The organism is Mesorhizobium sp. M0601 (genome assembly GCF_040320845.1).
Lineage (GTDB): Bacteria > Pseudomonadota > Alphaproteobacteria > Rhizobiales > Rhizobiaceae > Mesorhizobium.
Genome location: NZ_JAMYQK010000108.1, coordinates 1 through 1,445 on the forward strand (window position 1 = coordinate 1; position 1,445 = coordinate 1,445).

Consider the following 1,445-nt stretch of genomic DNA (forward strand, 5'->3'; position numbering starts at 1 on the left):
CAGGCTCTCGCTTTCGCGACCAATCCATTCCGCGAATGGTCTGATTTGAATATCACCATAGGATCAGGCGGGCCGCGCGGTCTTGGGACTGACGTTTCTGCTCGCAAGGGTGGCCAAGAGCCTATGTTGCTCGTTCCTTACGATTGTTACGGCCTCGTCAACGCCCATTCCGGGCTTTGCCAGCATCATGTCCGCCTGGGTGGCCATCGCGATATGTACAGAAATCCTGGCCGAAACGTCGGTTTCCGACGCACTTCCACCGACATACGCACCAACGCCATTGTCCTTGCACACAACGACGGCCTTAGCAGTATCCAACAGGGGCCCAACGTCTGGCATTTTGATTTGTATCAGGTGAGCTGACCCAGCCTCGGCAAACCGTCGGATATCCTCAAGTGTATTACAGTATTCATCGGCGACGATACGGGCTCTTGTTCCAATTCTCGTCATCTCTCTGACGATATCGCGGTAACCATCTATTTGAGCCTCTGTCGACCCAAAATCAGCAGGACATTCAATATTAATGTCAAATCCATCGGCATCATCCGCCGCCTGCGCAATGAACTCGGCAATCTTCTTCGGTTCGAGGCCAAATTCCAAGCCTACCCAGCCATAGACGTCAAAGTGAAGGCCCGGGTGATAGGTGGGCTCTCCAACCTTCCGGATCCTGTCGACGACCCACCGTACGTACTCTCTAAACACCTCCCCGCGCCTTCCGAACCGCTCAGCCGAATTTGTCAGGCCGTGGGGGAGTATGTCCACGGACTTCAAAATCATCTTGTCGACATTAATTTCACGCTCATCGCCGGTCTGACAGTAAATCGGAACGCGCTTCATCGGAGTTGGAAGGTGCAACTCCGATGCAATGACCTCGGCCATGGTCACGCGCTGCACGTATGCGGCTGCCTCCAGCAACGCCTGACTGACCCCGTACTCTACCGAAACAGGCAACCCACCGCCGCCGTTAACGCCAAGCGCTTCGTCACAGGCGGCCTTGAAGTTACTTGGATTGATGCCGATGAGGTGGGGGACCACATACTGGCGAACCAGTCCCTCAATCTGAGCCACGTCAAACAGCGGATCTCGACCGGCTGCGCCGGCGTACTGGACGCTCATCATGTCGCCCCACACGATTTGCTTGTCAGACAGGGCAAGTCCGATCCCCAGGGCGGCCGCCGGCTGCCTGATTTTTGAGAATCCCTTTGTTATAGGCGTGCCAGTGTATAAGTAACCATCCTTCTTTACTCCTCTCCGGATCGCCTCCTGATCGTCGTAGAAAGACGCGCCATCCCCGGCCGCGAATATAACATTTTCGATTACCACTTTGTTCTGCATTTTACTCTCCTAACGCTTCAGCGTTGATGGTTTGACATTGCATAGCACCGCCCTGCGACATGCCTGGTTGGCCTCGCTCAAAGGACGCTTGCAACAGGTCGACTAAGTCA

At 54.9% G+C, this 1,445-nt stretch carries 1 protein-coding gene; it reads right to left on the reverse strand.

Features of this window, described 5'->3' with window-relative positions:
• Window positions 1–63: 63 nt before the first annotated feature.
• Window positions 64–1,335: a methylaspartate ammonia-lyase gene (locus tag NKI41_RS33020; protein ID WP_352687229.1), complete on the reverse strand. Its 1,272-nt coding sequence runs from the start codon at window positions 1,333–1,335 to the stop codon at window positions 64–66.
• Between the last annotated feature and the right edge of the window lie 110 nt (window positions 1,336–1,445).